The organism is Pediococcus sp. AC40, from assembly GCF_030252485.1.
Taxonomy (GTDB): Bacteria; Bacillota; Bacilli; order Lactobacillales; family Lactobacillaceae; genus Pediococcus; species Pediococcus acidilactici.
This window is the reverse complement of sequence record NZ_CP127012.1, coordinates 437,008-455,017: the sequence shown is the minus strand read 5'-3', so window position 1 is coordinate 455,017 and position 18,010 is coordinate 437,008. Positions and strand designations below refer to the sequence as shown.

At 43.8% G+C, this 18,010-nt stretch carries 18 protein-coding genes; all 18 read right to left on the bottom strand.

The features are described from left to right. Nucleotides 1-12: 12 nt before the first annotated feature. The 18 genes from NL111_RS02180 to NL111_RS02095 all read right to left on the bottom strand — a co-directional run bounded on the left by NL111_RS02180 (nt 13) and on the right by NL111_RS02095 (nt 18,001). Nucleotides 13-1,842 (bottom strand): BppU family phage baseplate upper protein, encoded by a 1,830-nt coding sequence (locus tag NL111_RS02180; protein ID WP_285110401.1) that lies wholly within the window; start codon nt 1,840-1,842, stop codon nt 13-15. Continuing rightward, on the bottom strand, nt 1,842-2,165 hold the full coding sequence (locus NL111_RS02175) for a hypothetical protein (protein ID WP_285110400.1): 324 nt from the start codon (nt 2,163-2,165) through the stop codon (nt 1,842-1,844). Before NL111_RS02175 ends, NL111_RS02180 begins: the two co-directional genes overlap by 1 nt. Nucleotides 2,166-2,167: 2 nt before the next feature. Beyond that, a complete protein-coding gene (locus NL111_RS02170; RefSeq protein WP_152688872.1) occupies nt 2,168-2,419 on the bottom strand; it encodes a hypothetical protein in 252 nt (83 codons plus the stop codon). Continuing rightward, the gene (locus NL111_RS02165) at nt 2,412-3,527 is read right to left on the bottom strand and encodes a phage tail protein (protein WP_285110399.1); all 1,116 of its coding nucleotides are present in this window, start codon (nt 3,525-3,527) and stop codon (nt 2,412-2,414) included. Before NL111_RS02165 ends, NL111_RS02170 begins: the two co-directional genes overlap by 8 nt. 12 nt (nt 3,528-3,539) lie before the next feature. After that, nucleotides 3,540-4,364, bottom strand: a complete 825-nt coding sequence (locus NL111_RS02160) for a phage tail domain-containing protein (RefSeq protein ID WP_285110398.1) — start codon at nt 4,362-4,364, stop codon at nt 3,540-3,542. A gap of 1 nt (nt 4,365) precedes the next feature. Continuing rightward, on the bottom strand, nt 4,366-9,987 hold the full coding sequence (locus NL111_RS02155) for a tape measure protein (protein WP_285110397.1): 5,622 nt from the start codon (nt 9,985-9,987) through the stop codon (nt 4,366-4,368). A 33-nt stretch (nt 9,988-10,020) separates the two neighbouring features. After that, nucleotides 10,021-10,641, bottom strand: a complete 621-nt coding sequence (locus NL111_RS02150; RefSeq protein ID WP_133279918.1) for a Gp15 family bacteriophage protein — start codon at nt 10,639-10,641, stop codon at nt 10,021-10,023. A gap of 9 nt (nt 10,642-10,650) precedes the next feature. Continuing rightward, a complete protein-coding gene (locus NL111_RS02145) occupies nt 10,651-11,043 on the bottom strand; it encodes a hypothetical protein (RefSeq protein ID WP_065124790.1) in 393 nt (130 codons plus the stop codon). A gap of 71 nt (nt 11,044-11,114) precedes the next feature. After that, the gene (locus tag NL111_RS02140; RefSeq protein ID WP_159214781.1) at nt 11,115-11,582 is read right to left on the bottom strand and encodes an Ig-like domain-containing protein; all 468 of its coding nucleotides are present in this window, start codon (nt 11,580-11,582) and stop codon (nt 11,115-11,117) included. 73 nt (nt 11,583-11,655) lie between these two features. Further along, nucleotides 11,656-12,198 (bottom strand): phage tail tube protein, encoded by a 543-nt coding sequence (locus NL111_RS02135; protein ID WP_032540560.1) that lies wholly within the window; start codon nt 12,196-12,198, stop codon nt 11,656-11,658. A 12-nt stretch (nt 12,199-12,210) separates the two neighbouring features. Beyond that, the gene (locus NL111_RS02130) at nt 12,211-12,606 is read right to left on the bottom strand and encodes a phage tail terminator protein (RefSeq protein WP_285110396.1); all 396 of its coding nucleotides are present in this window, start codon (nt 12,604-12,606) and stop codon (nt 12,211-12,213) included. Then, nucleotides 12,607-12,951: a minor capsid protein gene (locus NL111_RS02125; RefSeq protein WP_152688854.1), complete on the bottom strand. Its 345-nt coding sequence runs from the start codon at nt 12,949-12,951 to the stop codon at nt 12,607-12,609. It abuts the gene before it with no gap. Then, nucleotides 12,951-13,301: a putative minor capsid protein gene (locus NL111_RS02120; RefSeq protein ID WP_285110395.1), complete on the bottom strand. Its 351-nt coding sequence runs from the start codon at nt 13,299-13,301 to the stop codon at nt 12,951-12,953. The genes NL111_RS02125 and NL111_RS02120 overlap by 1 nt, the downstream gene beginning before the upstream one ends. Beyond that, entirely contained in the window at nt 13,298-13,714 is a 417-nt protein-coding gene (locus NL111_RS02115; protein ID WP_285110394.1) for a hypothetical protein, read from the bottom strand. Before NL111_RS02115 ends, NL111_RS02120 begins: the two co-directional genes overlap by 4 nt. A gap of 73 nt (nt 13,715-13,787) precedes the next feature. After that, nucleotides 13,788-14,657, bottom strand: coding sequence for a capsid protein (locus NL111_RS02110; protein ID WP_285110393.1), 870 nt, complete (start codon nt 14,655-14,657; stop codon nt 13,788-13,790). A gap of 12 nt (nt 14,658-14,669) precedes the next feature. After that, nucleotides 14,670-15,242 carry a phage scaffolding protein gene (locus tag NL111_RS02105; RefSeq protein WP_021361667.1) on the bottom strand — a complete coding sequence of 191 codons (573 nt, stop codon included), beginning with the start codon at nt 15,240-15,242 and terminating at the stop codon, nt 14,670-14,672. Nucleotides 15,243-15,341: 99 nt separating this feature from the next. Beyond that, nucleotides 15,342-16,475 carry a phage minor capsid protein gene (locus NL111_RS02100; RefSeq protein ID WP_285110392.1) on the bottom strand — a complete coding sequence of 378 codons (1,134 nt, stop codon included), beginning with the start codon at nt 16,473-16,475 and terminating at the stop codon, nt 15,342-15,344. Beyond that, nucleotides 16,472-18,001, bottom strand: coding sequence for a phage portal protein (locus NL111_RS02095; RefSeq protein ID WP_285110391.1), 1,530 nt, complete (start codon nt 17,999-18,001; stop codon nt 16,472-16,474). Before NL111_RS02095 ends, NL111_RS02100 begins: the two co-directional genes overlap by 4 nt. Between the last annotated feature and the right edge of the window lie 9 nt (nt 18,002-18,010).

The window sequence follows — 18,010 nt, the reverse complement described above, 5'->3', positions numbered from 1 at the left end:
TTATCCCTCCTATTATCCGTTAATGAATTTGAAACTTCGACTGGTAGCATGTCCAAAGTTATTTAATTGGATTGTTTGATTTGCCGGATCCACACTTACTACGACCCAACCATCGTCACTGGGATTGCTGGCGTCGCTTCCAACGGAACATGTGATCCCAATGTTGTTAAATCCAAGGTCACTAGTGTAATTATCTTGATGCTGATGTCCGTGAATGTAACCCGCCATAATTCGCTTACCCTGGCTTGTGAAGTCAGATTTAACAGAAACTTCCCAATTCTTCGTGTTACTTGTCACCATGCTGGATGTGCCACGCATGAAGTCGTTGATTACCTGATTAACTAAGTCCACATTGTAATAGTGATCTCCGAAGATGTTATTTTCGTCCACGCTATCTTTCATCGCATCCGCATGAATGTGTCCTACAATTACAGTTGTGTAATCTTCTGGCACATTTTGTAAAGCAACATTAGCTAACCAATTGATTTGTTTCTCTTGATATCCCATGTAGATTAATCCAAGATACTTCAATGTGCCGTCTGATTTGAGTACTTCAGGCGTATCATTGGAATCAAGCCCAATTAACCGCACTTTCTTTTCGGGATAATCTTTATAAAAATAGTTACTATTCCCGTCCCGTATTTCTCCATTAAGTAGCGCCGAATTATTATACATTCGCTTTAAGTCCGCAGCTGGGATTGGCGTGGTACCGGCGAATTGAGTATCACCAGTGCGGAGATAGTTAACCGGGCGCCCACTTGCGTCATCATGATTGCCTTTCAAAATAAATTTATCCGATGAACCATTATGATAAAAAAGCATATCGTTGATAAATTCCTTATGTTGGCTTAACACGATATCATACAATGCTGAACCGCCATCAACATTATCGCCGCCAGCAATAATTGCATCGACTGAACCGTCCATCAATAGTGCATTGTTTAGACGGTCAAGCCCAGTGCGGTTCGGGGCGTTCCACTGGTCGTAATGGCAATCGGTGAAGAATACAAAATTGAACAGACTAGGATTAATCAACGACCGCAGATTTTCAATCGCTGATTGATTACTTTTATTAACCCGTTTACCGATAGTAATATTGTCACCAACGATAATATTCCCCTGAAGTTTGTCTAAAGCATCTTTAATGTTTTGATTAACAATTTTAATCTGAGCATCAAAATCAGCCTGCGTAAGCAACCCATCAGCTTTAATCTTGTCCTCGAGAGTTTTTAGACGGGCATCTAATGCATCTGCTAATGATTTAATGCTTAAATAATCACCATTTAAATCACCGATAGTTTTATTGAATTCGTCCTTCCACTTAATTAGCTGTTCGGTAAATTTACTATCAGCTTTCTCAACAATGGCAATTAATTTATCATATTCATCTTCAAACGGCGTAATATAGTTGGATGGCACAAGGCCAGAAATAACCTTATCGGCCATAACATCCAAACTGAATTCCAAAGTTGTTACACTCTTCCCGTCCTTCATTAAGCGGAAGAACGCTTGCTTATATGAACCAGCAACCTGAAACGCTGGTGCTGGGAAGTCAAATCTAAAAATACCATTTTGAGCATCAATCATTACCGAATGCTTAGCATCAATAATCCGGTAAAGTCCTTCTGGCAACCACCCTTCAAAAACTGGATTCATCCCGGTCAAATCAACCGGTGAACCATTTCCGTGCACTACGTGAACTTCCACTTGTCGCATACTTTCTTCGTATTGACGTGCCTGTAGCCAGTTATACTTTGAATCGTGGAAATCAATGCTAAAATTCTGCTTATCGTCAACAAGATTTCGCCGATCCTTGTCGATGTTAAATGTCATAACTTCCATTAATCAATCACTCCCCGCTGTTTTAATATTTGAGTTACTACAATCTCGATGGATTCCACATCGGTCCCCAACAGGATGTGATTGATTCGCTCTTTCAAATCTTTGTTATTTTCTTTAATCATGTCACGCAATTCTTTAAGCGTACTTTCCAGGTCTTCTTTGCTAACAAAATCACTGGTGTCGTCAGAATCTAGCCACTCAATAATGGCGTTGACTGCTTCTTCGGTAGTTTTAAAATTACCGATCAAGTCCACTCTTTCATCGCGGTCACCTAAATGTAAGTCATCAGTGACCAGGTCAATCTTTTTAAGCTTATCCGTCAACCCTAACCACCTTCTTTCATAAATGTTGGCTTGCCATCATCAGTAACCGTTAGTACAAAAATAGAGCCATTAGGGGACTTGAATTTAAGCCCCTCAATCGGCTCTACCTGTAATTTGTCTAGCTTGGTTTTGTCAGCTTTCGACATCAGTCCATCCTCATTAGCGTTGGCTACATCTAATCCAACAACTGCATCCTTATGGGTAACTGGATAGAACTTTGTCCCTTCTTGCGCTAGATATCTCCGTTCAGTCATCAATCTCACCGTCCAATATTGTAGTAATCCCTTTGGCCAGCTGTTCTTTAACGTTGCTCTGGCCACGTTGCAATCCGCTAATCTCTTTCGCTGCCTGGGCTTTGTTGGAGTTCAAATCTGCAATCAATTGCGCAGGATTTAGCAAGAAATTGCCAAATGTAACTGTGCTCTCCTTCGATTTTTCTTGCGGATATAAATCAATCTGGATAATTCGCAGCTCTTCGTCGAGCCCCTGCCTACTCCGCACAAACCCATAATTACCAAGCGCTAAATCATTCAGCTTGTCGGCAATGTTATTGTCCGCGGCGAATCGATTGAGATAGGCGGTGTACTGAATGCTGGGACTATCAACTAGGGTGGCCTTCATTTTGTTGATGAGGTCGTTCTTATCCTTAGCAGTATCGTCGTTATAGATGTCCGCATCGATAACGCCATAGACACTCGATTTAGGGCTAGTGTAATCTGCCGTAAACTTTGGCTTGTCGTTATCGTCTGTCGGCCCCTCACCATAAACATGCGTTCTGATAGGCGTGTAATCGGCGGAGTTGGCCAACGAATAGATGTCGTTATTGTCAATAAACACAAACGCGTTCTTTTTGCCAATCGATTTATACAGGTCAATATGATAGCCAGTCGCCGTGTACTCAACGCCGAATGCCGAAATGACCGATTCGTTAAATAAATCTAGCGCCCTGCTTCGCCCAATCTCGTCAGTAAAATTATGATTAGGCACCTGATCATGGATTGTGTAGGTGAACTTCGTACCGGCCGTGATAAACTTCATCACGGCGTCTAGGCTTTGATTACCTTTAATAGTGGTTTTGACTAGATGCTCGTCCAAGTCCTGGATGACCTGCAACGCCGTCACCGATTTCTGGTAGTAATCGTTAAGACTTTGGCCGTCCTCCTGGGTAATTCGATAAACCTGCCCAGTTTCCGGAATGGTAAACAACGAACGTGCTTGCACCATTTCATAGGCCTGCTCATTGCCTGGAATGTTGGCCGTGGTGAAGTCTAGTTGCTCCACTTGATTAAGTTGCTTAGTCACGTGCACGTCGCTAACCAGTAGTGGCGCTTGATTGCCCGCTATATCCGTAACAATTAACATGCCACCCCTCCTTTAGTAATAAAATCGAGTATCCACTGAAAACGTAAAATCAGTAGCACCTGAAATAGCAAATGAATTTTTTCCGACCTTTAAATCTAAATAAGCATGGTTACAATTCTGAAATGCTAATTGGTTATTTAAAACGGGTTTCATCCCGTAAATCTGTAATTTATCACTCTTTTTCAGCCCCCTGTTAAATTTAAAAGTCTGTCCAGTCGTGTTATTGGTAATCGTTAGCCCGTTGGCCACCGTCCCTTGAAATTCGTACAACACCGGCCGCTCCTCTGCCTTAAGTGGAATATTACCAAGATTGTAGACGTCAAATTTGTTCGTTGTGAACTTATATGAGTAATCTACATCTTTCGGCAGGTTCATACCTAAGCCCCACTTATTATCAAACTTCGTGAAGTTGTCTTCACTGGTCATTGAAACAGATTCGGCGAACCCATCCTCCGACATTAGATTAATCGTGATTGGTTGCGTGAACCAGAAGTTATTCAGCCGTGGATAGCTGAATCCATCTACGCTAACTTTCCAACGAATCATCGGGATTCGCATGTTAATCACGTAGAACGATTCGTAACCGGGGAACACACGCAGCACTCGTTCCCGCATTAGTTCATAATCGTAAACGTCGTGCGCTCTAACCTGTACCACTAGTGGAATCGTCGTCTGCTGAATTTGGGAGGCGGTCTGGGTTGCTTTCGTTTGGTGAATCTGGGTGAACGTGTGTTGATATGCCGGACTGGGCGGGTCAAAGTTAATCACCCGAATGTCCAGGTCATCCAGATTGTACATTGTCCCGTCCATGTGCTGGATTAAAATACTTTCAGTCATATTAGTGGAATCCACCTCTCTTCTTCGTTTCAATCGTTATTTGCTTAGCTTGGCGTGCTTGATTTATTGGATAAGTAACATCAGCAATCGTCTTGCTATCAAGGTAAACGGTGGTGTTGATGTTGCCACCTTCGCCAGCCGTTGCCACGCTAGCCCCGGTGTTAGTAGGATTGTTAACATTGGCGATTGCTTTACCAGCGAATTGGTGCGCCTGTTCTGGCACGTGGCTAATTGCGTTAAGTGCGTGGGCCAGCTTACCATTCGGAGCTTTCTTCAAGCGTTCCGCAATGGTTTCCATAATAAGGTCATCCGCTGTGGCACGGTTTGGATTAATGGCCACTTCGGGTTCACCTGGCACTTCGTTGAAGATGTTGAGCTTACCCCATTGGCCCCAGCCACCATTAGCATGCCGAACCGCACCAGTTGGGCCCCAACCACCAAGCGTCAAATCAGAACGCCAGGTCGTGTCGTTAAACATGGCTACCAATTGGTCGAGGGCGGACAAGATGTTCTTGTGTCCAGGCATAGCATAGTGGCGGAATGTGGAATCGATAAATTGGAGAATTCCTTTAGATGGGTGCCCTAATTTAGCATTCCTATCAGTGTGATTGACAATAGTTGGGTTTCCCCCAGATTCATGTTGGATAACATTTTCAATATGCTTAATATCGCCACTAGTAATCGAAACACCAGCAATTTTCGCAGCTTCACGGATTAGATCACCGGAGACCTTACCACCACTAGCCGTACCAACGCCGTCTGAATCTGTAACTAATGGTGCAAGGTGTTTCTTGATGAATGAAAAGACACCTGGGCCCAGCTCTTTTTTGACAAAGCCAATCAAGCCTTTATCTGCCTTAGTATCCTTCTTCTTTTTGTCGTCCTCCGATTTTAAACCACGGACACGGCCATAGATTGGCGTTCCAGGGAACGTCGACACTGGACTCATCCCAATGTTCGGGTGTGAACTTGGGCTCATGGCCGACCAATACTTACCGTTACCAGCGTAGACACCAATGTGTTCATCATTACCAATCAGGTCACCAGGGCGAAGCTGATCCTTGCTAATGTGTTGTGTTCGGGCAATTTGATCACCAGAAAAATGCGGATACGAAATTCCAAACGCTTTTTTGAGGGCGTACATTACTAATCCAGAACAGTCGAAACTATCCGGGCCAGTAGCGCCCCAGACGTACGGCTTACCAGTACCATATTTTTCAACGGCCTTTAGCAATCCGGTTGCATCACCACTAGCACCGCCAATGGCTTCGTTGATAACGTCCCAAACGGTCGCCCACCATTTCTGACCTTGCTTATCCGCTTGTTTTTTAAACACTGTTTCGAACGCCTTAGGCACATCACCCTTGATTTTTGGCTTTTTGCTGAATAGCGCTGCAAACGACTTATTAACGTTTGAGCTTAGCCGTTCAGCCAATTCGATTAATTGTTGATAACCACCGTTAACGCCTTTAAATAAAGATGAACTAAAAATGCCAGTCCCATCCGCAAAGTGCGTTAGTCCTGACATCTTAAACATCTTATTTTCAGTCGCATTTAAAACAGCGTCGCCTGGTTCTAAATATTGAAGCACGTTGTTGCCGGCTGGTTCGTAAGAGCTACCGTCAGCTTTAACCACGCGTTCTACATTGTTAGTTTCTGGACTGTCATTGCCGTCGTTTAGCATGGCTAATGTGCCACGAGTTAAACGGCCATTTTCCACAAGCCCGGTACCACTAGCGAACTTAATCGGTGAAATGGTCTTGGGGGATCCGCCAAACTTACCAAGGACATAGTCAATGCCTTGGATGCCGCTGTTAATGTAACCAGCTGTTTTGTGCATCCCTGAATTGGACAGGTCGGCAATGTCCTTCCAGACTGACTTCCAACTGGAACGCAACGTGTTACCGAGTGACTTCCAGGTCTTTTCAAAAGAGTTGCTAAAACTATTTTCAGTTTTAAGCATCTTGTTGGTTGACGAGGATAAGTCACTCTCAATCTTGTTGACTTCCTTCTTTTCGTCGCTAGCAGCATCCTTCCAGAGCCGTTCCCAATCACGCTTAAAATTGGACTTAAAGCGATTGAGGTCGTGGACGATTGAATTAGTCATGTTATGGAACACTTTAATGAAGCCAGTGTTGCCAACCGCCTTATTTGCCACGTCAATTTGTTTTTTAATTTCTGTGCCAAATTTGGTTCTCTTAGCAGTCTTTTCAAGCTTGTCTAAATCCTTGTTAAGCTTGCTCAAGCCTTTGTCTTTTTCAATCGACTTCATCGATTTAGAAAGCATCTTAAAGGACTTAGCTAGCGTTGAGATCGGCTTAGCCAGCTTGCTCCAATCTTTAGCGTCTTTGCTAATTTGATTGCTAATCTTCTTTAGCTCACTGACTGGATTGTATTTTTTCAAATCCTGTTTCAAACTCTTCAAAGATTTTCCAATCTTATTTTTACTTATAACTTTATCAAGCGATCTGATCCCCATGGTCAATTTACTAATAGATTTATCTTTACCAAACTTTGTAAATTCCTTGTATAAGCCAGTTAAAGACTTGTCTAATGTCTTAACCGTCTTGGCAAATGACTTCCAATCTTTAGTAGCAGATTTGAAAGCCTTATTCATCAATTTAAGGATCTTAGTTGGATTGTTATCTTTTAATCCTTTAGTAACCTTCTTCAAGTTGCTTGTAGGATTATTATTCTTTAACCCATTTTTGAGTTTCTTAAGATTGTCAGTAATTTTGCTCTTATCTAATGTTTTATTAAGCTTAGAAAGCTGGTCTTTTAACTTTTTAAACGAGTTCGATTTGTCAATGCTCTTCATCGCCTTAATTAAAGCAACTACTGAATCAGAGACTTTCTTACTCGACTTCCCGAATTTAGACCATTTGCTGTTATTCTTACTTATAGCTCTACTAATTTTATTAATAACCTTGGTTGGGTCGTTATCAGTAAGTCGTTTTTTGAGTTTCTTCAAGTTAGAACCAATTTTGCTGTTACGCAATGTCTTATCTAATTTAGGTAAATCATGATTGAGCTTATTAAATGGATCCGACTTCATGGATTTTGAAAAACTGTTTAAGGCCTTGAAAGCTGAACCAATCTGCTTAATCGGTTTGGCCAACTTACCCCAATTACCGATGCTACTTTTAAGTCGCTTATTCATTGCCTTTAAGAGTTTGGTAGGATCGTTCTTTTTCAAAGCCTCTTTGAGTCCTTTGAGAGCCGTTTTGTATTGTTTCATAACTGGAATTGCTGCTTTTAGATTTGCAATGTCCTTCTTCGAAACATGCGCAATTTTAGTGGTCTTCTTAGGCTTTTTAGCTTTTTTATTACCGCCACCTGTAATGCCACCAATCCATTTGCTAACTCCTTTGAATGGATTGTGATCGGAAATCCAACCGCCGATTTTGTTGAAGACGCCTGTAACTTTCTTCCAAATACCGTCAAGGATGTTGCCAACAAATGAGCCAATACCTTTAAAAACTTTAACGAAGGTTCTACCAATGCCATTTACTACATCCCTAAATGGCTTAAAATGCTTGTACGTTTCATAGACTGCCACGCCTAAAGCTGTAATCCCAGCAATAATCCAAGTAATAGGACTAGCCAAAATGGCGGCATTAATTGACATGATAGATGCCCATAAAGAACTCATGGCAGGAATTAGTGTAGTCATAGTTATATTACGCACTAAAGTAAATCCTCTAACTGCTAAACTAACAGCCTTACCGCCTACCCATTTAGCTCCTAAGATTGCATAACTTTTAAGATTACCTATGCCGGTAATAGATGCTCTGGCCAGTTTAACAACAGTTCTTCCTGTCCATTTGGCTGCTATAATGGCAGAACTCTTTAATTTGCCAAAGCCACGAACGCTCGCTTGAGCTAGTTTAACAACTGTCTTACCTGTCCATTTAGCCGACATAATAGCGTAACTTTTTAATTTGCTAAATCCTTGGACAGCGGTTCTGGCTAATTTAATGATCGTTCTTCCTGTCCACTTTACAGCAGCTATAGCTTTTGCCTTCATTTTTCCAAATTTAGCAACCGCTCCCTTAGCTATATCTAGTGTCTTCTGTCCGACCCATTTAACGCCTAATTTAATATTTTTGGGTTTTAATAATGAAAAAACACCTTTAATCGCCTTAAATGGTATGCTAGCAATACTCTTTAAGCCTTTGTAGATGTCCCAAATCGTGTGTGCCGCGCTAACCATCTTTTTGGCCATAAAGTACGTTACTAACACCTTACCAACGTTCTCCACAGCATCTTTATGTTTAGAAATTTCTTTTAGCCCTTCGGCAACACCTTTAATGCCATCTGACTTGACGCCTGGAATCATCTTAAACATCCCAGTAATCTCATCCCAAGCACCTTTGCCGACTAATCCAACAATCTCTCCAATCGAACCGAAGATGTCAACGATGCTGGACTTGTTCTTATCAATGTAGTGCACCATGATGGCAACGCCTTCGGTAACCTTGCTAATTGCCCCGGACACCAATTTGGCGTACTTTTCCATCATGTCGTCAGACATAAGATCACGTAGATCCTTCGCCGCACTCTTGGTGAGTTTGAAGGACGAGTTCATGATTTTACCAGTTAAAACTTGCCATCTGGATTGCATGTACATGGTCATGCCTTGAAACGAGGTCATCGCTTCGGCAGTCCCGCCTTTGTACTTCTTACCTAGATAGTCTAGTGCATCGGTGAATTGTGTGGCCGTCATTTTCCCCGCCGCACTCATTGCATAGAGTTGCTTCATTGATTTACCGGTTGCTTTTTGCAAAGCTTCCCCAAACATCGGGAACCGATTAATCATTACGGCCATATCTTCGGCGGAAGCCTTGCCACCAGCGACAATTTTGGCGAATTGCTCACCTGATTCGGCCAGTGCGTCGTTACTCATGTGCAAAGTAGAACCTAGGGCAACGAATGCGTTAGTCCAGTCCTTGGTTTCTTTAACGTTAGAATGAACGTGGTAAAACGATTGTGCCATTCGGTCAATGGTATCTGCCGCATAAATAGAGTGTTGCGACAGGCTGTTAATGTAGTTGACCAGCTCCTTACCGTCACGTGGTGCTTCGGTCGTTAACGCTGTCCACACGGTGCGCATGGTATCTTGCTCTTTGTTGTAAGCCATACCAGCTTGGGTGGCCGCTTTTAACCCGTTAACAATCGCGGTAAGTCCATTAGTAATTAGCGTGCCAGCGAAGGTTCCGGCCATAACATCCCGAATGCGGTGGGTGTGCTCCTTGAACGTGTCAATCTGCCTTGTTACGCCTTTGATACCACGATTGAAGCCACTAAAATCAGCCTTAAATCTCTGTTTAACCGGGTTCTTGAACTTTTGACGGCTCCGGTCAGCACGACTAACTTTTTCGTCAAATTCGGTCGTGTCTGCCTTTATAACTTGTTTAACCGTCTTACTCATCTCTTCGCGAATGCGATCATGAACAGACCTTGCTTTGTTGGCCATCTTGTCAGCATTCGCCGTGAAGTCCTGATCCATCTTGTCGCCAGTGTTAGTGCCTAGATTGGTTAACAGGTTCTTTATGCTTTCATAATCCGGGAGGAACTTCTCCTTGTGCAACAGCACATCGATGTTAATTGTTCCATCTGCCATTTATTAACCTCCCTTCTCTCTTTATTTCTGTAACTATTGACCTTGCTTAGCTTGCACGGCCAGCATGTTGAACATTGACCCGATTGCATCATCAACAGCACTGGTGCTTTGTCCTTCTAGGGCATAATAATTCTGCTTTTCAATAAGGCTAGTCAGTGCGTTGCCTTCAAGGCCTTCAGTACTGCTTTGGCGAATATCAATAATCCGCATTAATGGCGATTTAGCTGATAAATTATTAAATAGCGCTCTGAACTTTTCCCAACGCAATTTATCCATCTCATCCAGCAGGTCGATGCCATAATCAAAAATAAAAGACGCATAGATTGCCTCTGCGTCTTGCGTGTAACTAAATGATTTAGGCGAAGGGCCAGATTGGTCATCGCCCTCGATGTTGTTATATGGTTCCTGGTGAATATAGTCGTTGAGGTCTCCTAACGCCTTAACGGCTACTTCATAATCATCAGCTGTTTCGAATGTCAGACCAAAACCGTCAAAAAAGTTCTGCCATCCAAGTTCCACTTTGGCAGTCCATTTCAAATCGTCATTCTCACTGACTTTATACCATTCCAGAACGTTGTTAAATGCCAGTTTAAATTCCACTTCGCCAATGCCGGTCATCATTGTTGATTCAAGCTTGTCGGTTAATGACAGCATGACTATCGCCTACTTCTTGGACTTAGACTTGATTTTTGTCTGGTCAAGATACTTGTTAATTTCGCCAAAAATCGTAGCAAGCGCCCGAGTTGAGTTGTGGCAATATTCATAAATTTCTTGGCCAGCATTGTCACCGAAATATTTGTCGAAGAATGGAATGATTGCATCCCGAATTTCTGCATATTCGTCGCGAGCAAAGTCTAATTGATCATCAACTGGCATTTCATTAAATTCTTCCTCGTCCATCTTGTCGAGATTTTGTAACGATTTAGTTACGGTTAGTTCAACCCGTTGGATTTCTAGCGCACATTCATCGTCATAGGTTAACTTACGTTCTTTGCCTGCGATTCTAAACGAGTAAACCAGTCCTAATTGATTATCAATATTAATGTTAATTGCCATGTTAATTCGCTCCTTATTTAATGGCCGCCCCGATCCGGTACTGTGCATTTATTCGGCGACTGATTGTTATGTTAAGCTGTGGCGGTAACAGTTACCGCACACTTGTCAGTTAGTCCTCCATCATCCGTTGTGACGGTGATATTAGCCTCGCCTTCGGTCACTGCTGTGATTGTGCCGTCGTCGGCTACAGTGGCCACAGCTTCGTTGTCCGAAGCGTAGGTCACCTTCTTATTGGTGGCATCATCAGGCGCGACTGTAGCCGTTACTTGCTTTGTATCACCGACGTGCATCGACGCCGTCTTTTGCGATAGCGTTACGCCGGTAACTGCCACGGTAGCATCAGGGACGTTAAAAGCTGGTACATCGACCTTATCGGACGTGTTCGTTCCATCTGTAAATGCTACCTGGTAATCACCAGCCGCTACCTTAGTACCTGGTGCTAATCCTGTGATAGCTACCTGGCACGTGCCGGTGTCGCCTTGTGCAACTGGCTTGCCATTCTTATAGGCCACCAATGATTGATTACTTCTGTCTGCCATGTTGGCACCTCCTAATTAGCATTAACGGTTGCCCCGTCTTTGTTCGGCGTAGCTGAGACACCGGACGGGGAATCTATTTTCCCAACTGGCCACCATCCCCGGAAATGATTCCGTTTTGACCAGTGCCATCATCGTTGTTAGTTCCATTCGTTCCAGGTACCGGTACACCATTCATCGAAAGTGTGAACGAGAATGTTTGGCGGGCATTAGCATTACCACCGAACGGAACGATAGATGTCAACGTGCAGTTCGCGGTAATTGTATTTCCACCTTGATCAGTCCAGCGAACTAACGTACGTAAGGCATCGCCCATTGCCATGAAGCGAGCTGCAATATAATCTTGTGCTGGATCACCAACGACGCGTTGGCCAGTAATGGCAAATGTAACTCGTTTTCCAGTTTCGTCTGTTTCACCCCAGCCTTTACCGTTCCAAAAATTTTGTGTTTCAGATGTCGCATTAGCAGCAGGTGTCATTGACAAGATTCCTTGCGAAATGTTTGCCCATTTAGCATTTTTAACATCGTCGCCTTCGGCCGTTGGATCTTGGCCACCGTTTAGATCAATTTCTAGTTTGTTGACCCAGTTTTCTGGTCGTTTTAAAGTCTTTTCAGGCATTTTAAATTCCTCCTATTTATTTGTCCGTGTAATAATTTGTACAAAAAAATTGAGCATGTAATCGGTGTAACCTTGCTCGTCCTGTTCGGACATGCTAGGTAATCCGGTCTGCTCAATTTCTTGAAAAATATAACTGTCGTCATTGCTTGGTATATCATCAACTGTTTCAAGGTAGTTACTTATATCCCACATGAACTTATCAGCCAGTTCCGCGTCCTTTGTTCGCATTGCAATCGTGTAATTCATGCGCTTTGTCTTATTACCCGACCAATCTTCATCAAGTGTTGACGACCCTGGATCAGGCGCCAATGCAATGCACTCCCCTGGGCGCATATAACCAGCAATGACTTTGTATGGCAAGTCGACTGTTTCATTAATCGACTCAACCAATCTTTCTACTAAATCCATCTATAATTTGCTCCCTTCAACGAAAGCTTTTTCGATGTTGCCCATCTTTTGGCTATCACCTTTTACACGCAAATCCCAGCGTCGACTAGTGCCAGGCGTGGTGTAGCGCTTGACCTTATGGCCGTTAATTATGCCGTAGAACTGTGCCCTGGCGTAAGGAGCGTGATAAACGACTGAATGACCACTCACGTTTAACGTGGCACTTTGCCGTAATGCATTAGAGCGCTTAGGCACGAATTGTTGCATCTCGGTCATGGCTTGATTGACTGCCAACTTCTCGCCGTTGTTGAAGCGGTCGGGAACCTTGTTGAAATCACTCAAATTCAAATCAACGTTAAAAGCCATCACAGCACCTCCAATTCGTACGAATAAACGTCATTGCTGTAGGGATGCCGATTGTCAACGATGTTGGTAACGGTGTACTCCACGTCCTCAAAAATCAGTTTGTAATTATTAACTGCGTCGTGTTTCAGCACGGGCAACGGCGTTGTAATTCCGGCATAAAAAAAGACTATGGCATTGGCCACAATCTGTCGGTCGTTATTCGTTCCGGAGTAAATCGTTTGTGGTTGCACCACACAATTCCGGATAATTACCTTCTCATATTCAGGCTTACCCCACACGTCTGTTTCTCCTGTAGGAACCTCAAGCGCAACGGTCTGCTGCGCCATTTTTTTGGGTATCTTCGGTATCATCGACTATCCACCCCCCGATACATCAATCCGGTATTGACCAACATACTAATAGCCGATCTAACCACGCCGCTATTGCCATACGTCACTGCGTCAATCCCTGAACCGTCCGATTGGATGGTAGTCCGTCCAATAGAGACGCTCTTCACATCGTTATCAGCACGGGCAACCGGCGAGTTGAGCCCTGATTCAAATTCGAATTCGCATTGCATAGCAATAGCCTTCTCGTATTGCATTGCACGATACACCAAGAATGCATCATCCGAATTTAAATCGTCTTTCAGTGAATGAAAGTATGGATCGTAGAAATTCCGAGTCACTTGCTGTAATAGCAACTCTGAATCGGTAATTACTGAATTAAACTCATCTTGACTTAGCTTGGTAAAACCAAGCTCTTGGTATGTTTGGTAATCCAATTAATCACCTTCTAGTTAGCTTTAATAAGTGCCCCATCGTTTCCTGGGGTTGCTGTCACCCCTGATGGGGCGTCTATTTTGACGCGTCGCCAGCGGTTGCTGACATGTAGATACCAGCTTTAGCATTGTCTAGGACAATAGCATCAAAGTAACTTAGCCCTTTGATTGTGTAACGGTTACCGTTACGGTCACTGTCGGGTGTAATTACTGAAACGTTGTCATACTTTACAATTGGCGCCACGGTTGTGAGTGGGGTCAAAATAAAGTTAATGTTATCGGTTAAACCTAGGCCAGCTAAACGGTCTTTTGAAACACGTAAGATTGGCACACTGCCATCTAATTGGGCAACAGTCCGGTTGATACCGTTGATGCCCATTTGATTGGTCGTAAATGTCCGACTAACTCCACTGGCATTCTTAAGCTTTTGGTAGTAGTCTGCCGATGCAAACATTACGAATCCACCAGGAACCTCCGTGTCGAACATGTACTTTTCAGCTTCATCGTAAGCGGCTAACGCGTTCTTTTCGTCAATCGTGTCGCCAACTGTCTTACCTGCATTGTCATGTAGGGATTGAACAGCTACCTTGTCACGACGTGGGACAGTGATTAAGCGTTGGTGCTCTTCAACCACGTTGTTGACCTGGTAAGCGCCATTTTCTGACATGTCCAATTCGTCCATGTCGTAGGCGAACCAATCTTCGTGGGTCAACTTCACGGTTTCCTTTTCAACATTAATCTTTGAGCGTGCGTTGTCTTCGTTTCGCTTGTACTCTGAAGGTTGAACGAAGCCACTCATCTTATTAATGCGTACTTCTCTGGCTCCTACAAAGTCGGCAGCGGTAATTCCACTTGCTCCCCCTTGTAGAACGTTCCATACTTGACTATCGGCTTGGAATTGCTTGTCAATTTCAGCCATGTCTCTTGAATCTAATACTACTGGCATAATTTATTCCTCCTATTTTTCTGTTAATCTACTAGCAATTTTTGAAACTAGTGAATCACCCGATTCACCACCGCTCGGATTACCTTGCTGAAACACGTTTATACGCTTGCCGTCTGGCTTAGATTCGTCAGATTCGAATAAGAACCCCTTGTCTTTCTTGACGGCTTCAATTTGCTCTTTAAGCCCGGCCACACTGCCATCTTCGTTAAGCTTTAATGTGTCGCGATTGATGAACGGCATAACTGCCTTTGCGTCGCGTGCCTTGGCTCCGGACAATGCTAGATTGATAGCACTGTTCACCTTCGTCTGTTGCAACTGGGATTCCAGATTCTTTTTGGTATCTTCATTGGCTTTCTGGAGGTCGGCAATTTGTTGCTTAAGTTCTTCGTTGTCGCCGGCACTCTTCTTAAGGTCTTTGAGTTGACCATCCCGGTCTTCCAGCTGTCCCTGTAGCGACGTGATTTGGTCGTTGGCAGTGTTAAGCTTGGCTTCCACCTTTTCAATGTCCTTGCCGTTTTCAGCAAGCACTTGGTCAACGATGTCATCCGCCAATCCGAGTTTTTCCTTCAAAAATTTTCTTTCCATGTCTGCACGATCCTTTCGTTTTTGATGTCGCAGTCACGACTGCGTGTGATATTGTGCATAAAAAATAAGCAGTTTAACGACGTACTCGGGTCGATGTATTTAGTTATATGTTTTTTCCCGCGAGTAATCGCGGTATAAGAAATCGTTATCCTTAACTAGCTGGCGAATCCTACCACGATGGGTAGCCAGCATGTTCTTGTAGTGATTAATCTTCTCTTCGTCATGCAACCGTTTGGCCACTTCCAACATCTTTTTATCCCTCCGAACATTGCGCTCAAGTGCCCGCTGTTGCTGTCGAATTTGACCGTTTTTAATGGCTTTGTCCGGGTCGTACGGCTTAAATGAATTAGTGCTCACACCCTTGACGTATGGATACAACGAATGGTGACAATTAACGCCCTGCGTTCCGGCTGGCGTACCATAGCCGTGGTCATAAATCGTATCGTATTCGCTGTCAAAGTTAGGGTCATCCCTTGGCACTCGATTCAGGATGTGACCTTGAATTGGTGCGCAGGCTGGCCGGGATGCAGCGTGACTGTCCATGGTAACCAGCGTTACCCCGAATTCATTCATTGAATTCATCCTTGTTTCGTTAAACGTCCGGTGCGCAGTGGTATTGATTACTGACCTCACATAGCTATCTAGCGCCCAACGACGCCCTGCTGAATCAACTAGATTAGTTTCTAATCCAGAATCAGCTAATTTATAAATGGCATCGTTAATGGCTCTCTCGTGCGTTTTAAGACCGCTTATTGTCTCGACAGTTGATTGATTGACCACTTTCCTAAACGCCCGCACAGCCGCGTTATTGGCTTGATTATTGCCACCTAGCGTCTCATTAGTGACGTTGTTAATGTCCTTGTACGTTTGATTTAGCAAATTGCTTAGGATGTTGCTGTTATCTGGCATCACTTTGGGATGCACGTCCGTAAGATGTTCCAGCTGGCGGTTAATCTCATTGTTAATCGTCCGGCCATCGTCCAAGACTAGCGATCGAATCTGTGATTCAGCTTTGCCGGTAACGTCCGACAGCAATTCAATCGTCTGATTGTTCAATAAGCCAGCTTTCTTGAGTTGCTCCACCTGCCATAACAACACGTTGCTTGCATCAACTTTATCAGCGCTTGTCGCACCGATTAGATTAATGATTCTGAAAATAATTTGTTGCTGTAATTCGCTGTATAAATCGACAATCGAATCCGCCTTATTGGACATGTTCTTTTCAGTAATCAATCACCATCACCACCACCCAGCTCCGTAGTCTGTTGACCACCAATCGTGTCAGTGTCTGGCTGTTCGGCTTGAATCTTAGCCAGTTCTTTTTTGGCGTCGTCCTCGGATAATCCATAATTGCGTTGCAAAAATGTAGTCTTTGACAGCACACCAGCCACCACGTTTTTCAAGTCCTCTTCCATCTGCTTATCTTTGTCGACCGTGACCCCATCGTCGTACTTAATATGGATGCCAATATCATTCAGATCGAAATCGTTCGGTAATGTAAATGGTGATTCCCCATTAGGAAACAGTTTAGATGCCATAGACAGCTCTAGGATTGAGACACATAGTTGCTCAATGGCGGCCGTTACATTGGTCAAGATGCTAGATCGCGTCTGATAAGTCATGCTGTTCTCGCTAACCACCGCTGTGGCCGTCTGCATGCCATTGTGCGGATCATAACTAAACGTTCCGGGCGCCATGCCGATGTTGGCTTCAAATTCTCGTAGCCATGCGTTCATGGAATCAGTAAACTGTTGTACCCGAATGTCGTTGGTCATGTCTTGGATTGAGATGTCATCCCCAATCATTTTCACGTACACGTCCGTATCCGTGTCGAACATTGGTCGGTGGGTGTGCTTATCGAACTTCATCAATTCTTCCGGCACTGCAATCTTGCGCTTACCATTCCGAATCTCCCACATAAACGAATCATGCGTTAAATTCAGATTGTCGAGAGCAGTCTTGCTATTATCTACAATGCCGATGCCTAACGGGCTCTCTAACGAGATGTTGTTAGCGCCTGGCATACGGAAATAGCTAAACAACGGCTTAATCATCCCTCCCGCGTCAAAGATAGCTTGTGGCTCCATGTCTGGGTATAGCGTTGCAAGCGGCACCTGATTACCAACAATGTCTGCCGTCTCCGAACGATAGAGTTCGTTGGTTACCACGTAATTGTTGTCCTTCCATTCGTGGAATTCTAGCAAGGTGTAGTAGACGTTGCGGTCATGCTCACTAACCACCGTTCGACTTGAGATTGCGGCTTCACTAATTGAGTTGGTATTGGATTGCAACGGAAAGAATTGATCCGCTCTCACCCACGCAATCTTGATGGTGCCGTCTGTCCCAACGTACGGGCGCATAGCAAAACCACCAGCAACGACGCCCTTTTCAAGATTCATTTCAAACTGGTTTTTGAAATCATTAGCACTAAGCACATCATTCAGATATTTACCCACCTCGTCATTATCAAAGCTAATCTCGCATTGTTCGTTGAACACAATCGAAGCGATTCGTTGTGCCGCTCGTTTAGTTAGATTTACCGAATTAAACTGCCGATAGCGTCTAACGTTTTCAGCATCAATGTAGCTAACCTTGTCATAACGATTAGCATAGTATTTGAAATCCTTGACAATCCGGTCGTATTCCGCGGCGCTCATACTAATTCGTGAATCATCAACGATCCGCGATAATGAGTTCGTTGCTCCCACAGCTGCCGCCCCCTTCCATAACATATTTTTAATTTTTTGAATTATATTCATTTGTATCAC